Annotated in this window: 9 protein-coding genes; 5 read left to right on the top strand and 4 right to left on the bottom strand. The window is 51.3% G+C overall.

Annotation, left to right across the window (positions count from 1 at the left end; translation table 11 throughout):
* Nucleotides 1-114: 114 nt before the first annotated feature.
* The gene (locus INT22_RS07205) at nt 115-264 is read right to left on the bottom strand and encodes a hypothetical protein (RefSeq protein ID WP_226912481.1); all 150 of its coding nucleotides are present in this window, start codon (nt 262-264) and stop codon (nt 115-117) included.
* A 138-nt stretch (nt 265-402) separates the two neighbouring features.
* Between INT22_RS07205 and INT22_RS07200 the strand changes: the two genes are divergently transcribed.
* Together INT22_RS07200 and INT22_RS07195 are read left to right on the top strand one after the other, a co-directional pair.
* Entirely contained in the window at nt 403-1,296 is an 894-nt protein-coding gene (locus tag INT22_RS07200) for a DMT family transporter (RefSeq protein ID WP_193067953.1), read from the top strand.
* Between the two features lie 136 nt (nt 1,297-1,432).
* Complete coding sequence (locus tag INT22_RS07195; RefSeq protein WP_089038625.1) at nt 1,433-2,026, top strand: YajG family lipoprotein; 594 nt, start codon at nt 1,433-1,435, stop codon at nt 2,024-2,026.
* 55 nt (nt 2,027-2,081) lie between these two features.
* On the opposite strand, the gene INT22_RS07190 is transcribed toward INT22_RS07195, so the two are convergent.
* The 3 genes from INT22_RS07190 to INT22_RS07180 all read right to left on the bottom strand — a co-directional run bounded on the left by INT22_RS07190 (nt 2,082) and on the right by INT22_RS07180 (nt 3,817).
* Complete coding sequence (locus INT22_RS07190) at nt 2,082-2,714, bottom strand: thiopurine S-methyltransferase (protein WP_089038626.1); 633 nt, start codon at nt 2,712-2,714, stop codon at nt 2,082-2,084.
* 53 nt (nt 2,715-2,767) lie between these two features.
* Entirely contained in the window at nt 2,768-3,403 is a 636-nt protein-coding gene (locus INT22_RS07185; protein WP_193059333.1) for a TIGR04211 family SH3 domain-containing protein, read from the bottom strand.
* 84 nt (nt 3,404-3,487) lie between these two features.
* On the bottom strand, nt 3,488-3,817 hold the full coding sequence (locus INT22_RS07180; RefSeq protein ID WP_009100748.1) for a DUF1820 family protein: 330 nt from the start codon (nt 3,815-3,817) through the stop codon (nt 3,488-3,490).
* 213 nt (nt 3,818-4,030) lie between these two features.
* Between INT22_RS07180 and INT22_RS07175 the strand changes: the two genes are divergently transcribed.
* The 3 genes from INT22_RS07175 to INT22_RS07165 all read left to right on the top strand — a co-directional run.
* Nucleotides 4,031-5,254 (top strand): ATP-grasp domain-containing protein, encoded by a 1,224-nt coding sequence (locus INT22_RS07175; protein WP_089038628.1) that lies wholly within the window; start codon nt 4,031-4,033, stop codon nt 5,252-5,254.
* 30 nt (nt 5,255-5,284) lie between these two features.
* Nucleotides 5,285-7,315, top strand: coding sequence for a hypothetical protein (locus INT22_RS07170; protein ID WP_193059332.1), 2,031 nt, complete (start codon nt 5,285-5,287; stop codon nt 7,313-7,315).
* Nucleotides 7,316-7,358: 43 nt separating this feature from the next.
* Nucleotides 7,359-7,962, top strand: a 604-nt coding sequence (locus INT22_RS07165) for a TlyA family RNA methyltransferase (RefSeq protein WP_226912480.1), incomplete at its 3' end; no start/stop codon positions are given.

The following is a 7,962-nucleotide window of genomic DNA, read 5'->3' as shown; positions in this document are numbered from 1 at the left end:
ATAGGCGGAGGACAGCGTCTGCTGTTCAGAGTCAGTAAGGGGAGCAACGAAACGCCTTAACATGGTTCCATCCGTTAGAGATATCAGACTCCAACGTTACACGAAAACTTAAGATCAGGCACTTAGTTCGTCCCGACATTTAGCTAGATACATATCGGCAATGGCCGTCTCTAGAAGTTTGCCGTGGTAATAGACCGCCCCATCTTGTGGAAGCAGGTTAATCAACTTCATATCGTCGTTTTCAAACAGATCTGTAAACGTCATAGCGATGCCTATTTTGTACCGACTACAAAGACAGCAAGAAACGGGTTTCTCCCATGTTCCAAAGGCGGCAATACTGAGCCACACGAGGATAACCCTAGGGCTTGTTGACTAATAGAAAACCTTAAAATGGGGAATAAAATGAAAGCAATCGACTATATACGACTCCTATCATTAGCCGCTATCTGGGGAGCTAGCTTTCTTTTCATGCGCATCGCCTCCCCAGCGATAGGGCCAATCAACACAGCATTTTTTAGAGTCTTTTTTGGCCTACTGGGTTTAGCTTTTATCATCTTAATCATACGCAAAAGCCTGGAATTCAGAGGTAAACTAGGCAAGGTTTTGATATTGGGCGCTATCAACTCAGGCATTCCTTTTCTTATGTACAGCATAGCAGCAACATTATTACCTGCTGGATACTCCGCTATTTTAAATGCCACAACGCCTTTAACGGGTGCCATGATTGGCTTATTTATCTTTGGCGAGCGTTTATCGTTAAGAAAATGGATAGGTGTCACATTAGGTATTATCGGTATTACGGTCATTACTACGGTGGGTGATTCAAATATCGTCGGCAATATATACATCGGCGTGGCCGCTTGCATCATAGCCACTATTGGTTACGGCTTTGCGGGGTTTCTCACCCAAAAGTGGATAACCCAACAGGGCGGCCTAGATTCAACGCTGGTAGCGTTTGGCAGTCAAATAGGCGCGACCGCCTTTCTCAGCCCCTTTTTGATCTGGAATATTTCATATGGCCCTAGCATTAACTGGCTTCAAGGTGATGTATGGATCAGTCTGCTAGCCGTCGGCTTTTTATGCACCTCTCTCGCTTATATCCTCTATTTTAGATTGATCGCCGACATCGGGCCTTTACGGTCGCTCACCGTCACCTTCTTAGTACCACCCTTCGCTGTGCTATGGGGCTTTTTAGTGCTTGATGAAACGATTTCCAGCGGGTTCTTATCAGGGTCTGCCGTCATTTTATTGTCCGTCTGGTTAATCCTTGGTCCTGATTCCAAAAAAACAGCCTAACGCATTTGATCGATATCGCTGACGGCGCTTCTCACGACACGGCGTTGAAAGCGACGGCACAACCCACGCCACCAGAACATACCGCCAGCACACTACCCGCGTTATACTGACGTTTTAGCCATAGCGGAGGAAGACCATGCGTCGGCGCCATTTTTTACACCTCTCTGGTGCGCTGCTTACCAGCGTTTTGCTAGCGGCCTGCGCTAGCCCTCAGTACCTACAGCTAAGCCCAGAGCGCAGCGCCAGCGTGCCGCAGACAGGCTCTGGCCAACAAGTCACCGTGATAACTGCTGATGCCAGAGAAAGTGAAGTGATTGGAACACGCTCAGGTGGCAGTATGTCGACCGCGCAGATTACCGTGAGCAGTCATGAGCTCATTCCGCAGCTGCAAGCCGAAGCAGAACGCGCTGTGCGCGATATGGGGTTCACTCCTACTCGCGATGCTGCCCAAGGCCGCCCGAGCATTACTCTTGAACTCGCTGGCCTTAACTATGCCAAAGGTGAAAGCGGCCAACCGCTGATCGACGAAGCGCGTATTGAGGGAGTTTTCCGAGCGATTGCCCAGAACAAAGGCACGACGTATACCGGCACTTACACCTCGCGACGCACCCAAGGCTATGCCATCAAGCCCAGCGAAGATGCCAATGCACGCATGCTAAACGATTTGTTAAGTGATGGTTTAAATCGTGCGTTTAGTGACCCAGAGTTGGGCCGCTTACTCGCTCGCTAAACCGTTTTATCCTGATAGCTTATTCTGAGAACATCTGCCCGCTTTGCGGGCAGATTTATACGTGCGGGCCACGACGCTCCAGCACCCAAATGCTTTCGCTGCGGCCCCGTTCATCAGCCTCTCTATTCTCAACCAATTCAACGCGGAAGTTGGGCATAAACAAATGCTCAATTTCGCCGTTGGGCACACTGTAAGGTGGGCCTGCATTGTCTTCATCGTGGGTTAACCCCACTAATAACCCTTTAGCACCAGGCGGCACTAACTGAGCAAGGTGGAAGGCATAGCGCTCTCGAGTAGCCGGAGGCAGTGCAATTAATGAAGCGCGGTCATAAAATGCGCCCACTTCCGCCGCCTGCTTGATGTGCAAGTGGAAAAAGTCACCGCACCACACTTCAACGCTACCCTGGCGTGAGACATTAAAACCTGCCTGGGTATAGCGCGATACACTCGCATTGCGCTGGGCCAGAAACTGCTCGATTGCTTCAGGAGCCAACTCAATGCCCAGCACGGGGTGCCCTGCATCTGCTAGCCAACGCATATCCAGGCTTTTTCCGCATAACGGCACAAGTACTTTGGCCCCAGGCGTCACATTAAGCGTAGGCCAGTACTGGACAAGCGCCGGGTGTGTATCGGACAAATGAAAGCCAATACGTCCCTCTTGCCAACGTTGGCGCCAGGGGTTTTCCATTGCGGCCACCTCGTGCTCGAAATTTACACAAAACGTTTGTTTTTTACGTCGCTTTAAAACCAGCGGTCTCTCTTTTTACGACGACGCGGTAAATGGGGGACAATCAGCCCGACTAATAACCCAGCGCCGGCAACCCCACCGCCGTACATGAAATAGCGCATTAGCAGATCTTCTTCCTGGGTGTCTAGACGCGCCTGTAAGGCACGCACCTGCTGGCGAGACTGCTCTGCTTCACTATCAAGCTCGTGGTTACGCGCTTCTAACTCGACAATCCGCTTTTCACGAATATCAAGTGTTTCCGTCATAGAAGAAATGCGCTGCTCCCAAGTATCGTTAATGCCATCCAATTCTTGGGTAAGCTCATCGACTTGGGCTTGTAGTACGGGTAGCTGTTGACGGGCACTCGGGTCTTGCTGTAGCTCGCTACTGAGCACCCACACCGTATCGCCGCTACTACTACGTACGCGGGTATAATCACCGCTTGTTTCAAGCGCCTCGACCTGCTCACCTGCATTTAACGTTCCCACAATACGATAACCATCGGTGGGGCCACTACGCACATACGTGCTTAACTCATCGCTTACCCAAGCTTGGTTATCAGACTGGGCAAATGCAGGAGCTCCTCCGATACTCAACAACACGCCAACGGCAGTGGCGTAACAACTACTACGAAGTTTATTTACTTGCATGACGTCATGTCCTGATTGTAAAAACGCGCGAGGCAGACGAAGCCGTCGCGCGTATCGCTCAAAGCGGTGCGCTTGTCTAGGCGCTTACCCTTCTCCACGAGGCGGCAATGGAAAGGGACGAGGAAACTCTGCGACGCGGGCATCGCTTTTAACTGCTTTCAAAGGGCCTTCACGTTCTACTTCGTCAATACGCACAATGGCGTTAAGCGGCAGATAACTGCGCTTAACACCTTCAAAGGTACGCTGTAGCTTTTCCGCCCCTGGATCAACAACAACCCGCGACGCATCGTCAAAGACAAACTCCTCGACTTCAATAAAGCCCCAGAGTTCGCTTTGAAAGATTTCTCTGACGTATAAATCCCATATTTCACCCTGCTGGTGAACCACCACACGGTAGATCGGCTTGGCCGCCATCTTGGCCTATTCCTCTTGCCACTTGAACATAATGTTAAGGAGCCTAGCCTAACATACTCAGGGGTTTGCTCTTTAGTATGCCACCCTCAAAAGCGCTTATTTTTGGCTACTTTCACCTTCAGTGGCTGCTAATTAGCCGACGGAAGGCCCTATCGTGTATGGTGAAGTAAGTGGTATGGCAACTTTATTCACTCACCCACAGGAGTCACCGTCATGCAAAAGGATACCAATAAGGGCTATATCGCCCTACTAGGTTGGAGCCTCAATGCGATCGAAGCGGCTGAGAATTTTGACCGCCGCTACATCGTGGTTGCACCCGACTGGGCCGAGGAGTACTGCCAGAAACATGATATTCCCTACGTTCCATGGAATTTTGAGCGTCTCAATGATCGCTCCATCGAAATTGCTGAAACGCTGAAAGAAAAAGGCGTCGACGTCGCTATTCCGCTTTATGAGGAAACCGTTGAGTGGGCTGGCGCTATTAACTCTGTGCTACTCGACAATCCACGTATTTACGGGCAATCGCTGTTGCTTCGCGACAAAGCATTGATGAAGCGTCGCGCCCAGCTTGGCGGCATCCGTGTGGGTATTTTCGAAGAAGCCCACGATAAAGATGACGTAGTACGCTTTCTTAAACGCGTTAATCAGACGCTACTCAAGCTGGATGGCGACCCCAACGACCCTATCCACCTGAAGGCGTTCGATAAGGCTGGCTGTCTTGGCCACCGCGTTATTCGCACACCGGATGAAGTCGATACTATCCCCGACGAAGAGTTCCCTGTGCTGATGGAGTCTCACTTAGACGGCTGGGAATTCGCCGTAGAAGCGTGGATTCACGATGGCAAGATCGCTTTCCTGAATATTTCAGAGTACGTCACACTTGGCTACTCAGTATTTGTGCCTGCGTCTCCAGAGCTTGAAAAATACCGCGAGCAGATTACGGCACAAATCGAAAAGCTGATCAAAGCGTTTGATATTGAATTCGGTCTCATTCATCCCGAGTACTTTGTCACCAGCGACGGTGAAATGTACTTTGGCGAAGTCGCTTACCGCCCACCTGGCTTTAAAGTCTTCGAACTTCTCGAGCGGGTTTACGGATTTAACGCCTATCAGGCGTCTATGCTGGTATTCGATCCTAAAAGCACAAAAGAAGAAGTCGCTGCCTTCTTTCCCAAAGAGGTGGTGGACGCAGATGGGTTCGCGGGCTGCTTTGGCGTTTATCCCCGCCGCCGGGTTGTTAGCCGCCTAGAGATTCCTGAAGAAACAGAGGATCATCCCTATTTTGAATCCCACGAGCTGACATCACCGGTTGAAGAAACCGTCACTAAACGTACGGCGTTTGGTACCCACTGGGGCTTGGTCTACTTTAAAGGCGAAGACGCACACACACTGCGTGATCTGCTTAAACGCCAAGAAGACCTCGACTTCTATGTATAATCCCTGCCTCGGCTGGGATAAGGAGTCAATGTGACGATCAATCAAGAGGCATCTTCAACTGAAGATGGCAAGCTCAATGGATTGCTGAGCAAATTTGATGATGCGGTGCGCCTGCTTTCGCAGGCGCCTGCTTTTTCTAAACCGGCGAAACTGCCCCGCGTAATGGATACTGCGCGCCGAATCTTGATGCAGGAGGGTGGCTGCGCTGCCCTCGAAGCACGCGCGGCGGATTTTGAATCCGCCGGTGTGTTTGCAGGCTCAGACTGGGAAACCCCACAGTTCCTAGTACCTACTCTCACTACGTTCTCTCTGAAAAGCCCTGACGCCAATGTGGTCGTTATTGAGGCGCTGAGTGAGCTGCGACTTTTAGCAGTCGCCAAAGGTGATTACTTACATGCTCTGGTATCCCAAGAGCATGCACACCACTATTTAACCCAAGTAATGGCCATCAATCTGTGGCTGTTATTTAACGCACCTAGCGAAGCCGAACGGGAAACCCAGGGTCGATTAGCGACGATTCCCCGGCAACTGTTTCAACACCTAGCCGACCGAATTGGCTACGAACACGTTATTGATCAGCTAATTGATGAAATATGGCGCATTTTAAAACAGCGCCCTATACAGGTTGATCCCATAAAACAGATGATCACCCAAATTGCGCTGTGCCAAGTTAATCCAGCCATTGATTTGGGAGCAAGTGGTCAAGGGGCTGACAGGCTGGTTAGTTCACTTTTCGGGCCGACCCAAGCTTGTCGTGAAGACCCCGGCGTTGAGCTATACCGTGAACGACTGGAGCGTATGGATAACGCGGCTTTGCAAGCGGAATCCACAGGCTTCGCCCGTGCGATGCATGACACAGGGCTGGTGTCGCCCTATCACACGATACTGATGCGCTATTTACTCGAAGAGGGCGACCACCTTCTATCAGAGGCACTGGGTCTCTCGTCGACGGGGCGTGACTGCCTACTCTGCTATCGCGAGCTAGTGCATGCACTAATTCGCGGTGGTGTTTATCCCGCCACAGCCCAAGCGGTGTATGGCTTGGCACTGCTACTGGAGCGGGGCATTCTCTATCAACCCCCGGTTGCCCCAGCGATGTGGCGGCAGCTAAATCTAAAGCTTTCAGAGTGGTCAGAAGCACGCTTGAACCTTGCTTATGGTGAAGATGCATCACCCCGCGCACGTTTAATTGAAGGTGTGCTTTGCATGTTAGGACTGCCGCTGGGTGTAGGACAGGGCAACAACCCTACCTGCCAGTCAGCGAGAGCGCTTTCTATGTGGGCTTATAACGACCCTGACTATCTACTGCAAATGGTGGCTTGGGCTGCGCGTGATGATGAAATCATTATGCATTTCGAGGGTCAGCCAATCTCTTCAATGGAGAGCGCCTCAGGCGTTGCCTCCGAGCTTCCGATGGACCTCGACCCAGCCTCGTTGATCGTTGTCCCCCATCTTGACCGTATTTACGCTGAGATGGGCAGGCGCTGCATTGGCCGCGAAGGCGATCCCCACCGCTGGGTTAACCCAGAATTTCACGGATGGTGGTCAGGTCGGGGCTTTAGCATCAACGTTGATGTTGCCTCCGGCCAACTTAGCGGCGTAGATAGTTTTATTCGTCACTTCTACGCCAGCTATCACCCTTACTACAATGGCAACCAACCGCTAATTCATCCTCAGCCTGCTGGCATTGCCGTCACTGACAGTGCTGCCCGGTTTATTGGTTGGCATGCAATTACCATTTTGCGCGCCTCACTAGATCCCAACGATGTGATGAGGATCTATTTTTACAACCCCAATAACGACAGCGGCCAAGATTGGGGAGACGGCGTTAAAGTTAGCACCTCAGGTAACGGAGAACGCTTTGGCGAAGCCTCGCTCCCCTTCGCACAGTTCACGTCTCGATTATATATTTACCACTTTGATCCGTTGGAGCGTGGCGAGTTAGCCACAGTAACGGAAGAAGAACTTGAATCTGTAAAAGGCTATCTGCATCGCAGCTGGGGAGCTAGCCGCTTATCCCCCACCGAACTGCAGGCAGACAAAGGGCCACATACTCCGTAGCGAGACTCGCTAGCAGCGTTTAATAACCGCCATATTGACGACAATGACTCAACTAACACGATTAGACCAATTATTGGTCAGCCAAGGGCTGGCCAGTTCACGTACACGCGCGCAGCGATTAATTCGCAACGGTCGCGTGTTTCTTCAAGATGGCACGCCACTCGTAAAACCATCCGAAAAATGGCCGCTGGATACTCCACTTCATATTGATGAAGACCCTGAGGAACGTTACGTTTCCCGGGCAGGATTAAAATTAGAGGGCGTTCTTAACGCTCTAGACATGCGCCTGGAAGGGAGCATCGTGTTAGACGTTGGCCAATCAACGGGAGGTTTTACCGATTGCTCACTTCAATTTGGCGCCCGACATGTTATCGGTGTTGAAGTCGGGCATACCCAGCTAGCCGAGTGCTTACGTGATGACCCGAGAGTCACGTGTCTTGAAGGCTTAAATGCTCGTCACATGGCATCATCGACAGCCCTTCAACACGCCGTGGCTAAACACCCTATCGATATAGCCGTGATGGACGTTTCGTTCATCTCGCAAACCCTGATTTTGCCTGAGATCGCCGCCCTTCTTCCCACTGGGGGGCAACTACTCTCATTAGTAAAGCCACAGTTTGAGTTAGCACCAGGCGCACTGGATAAGC

Source organism: Halomonas sp. 3D7M, assembly GCF_014897885.1.
Lineage (GTDB): Bacteria > Pseudomonadota > Gammaproteobacteria > Pseudomonadales > Halomonadaceae > Vreelandella.
Note: the sequence above shows the minus strand (reverse complement) of the source record. Positions and strands in the feature narration are given on the sequence as shown.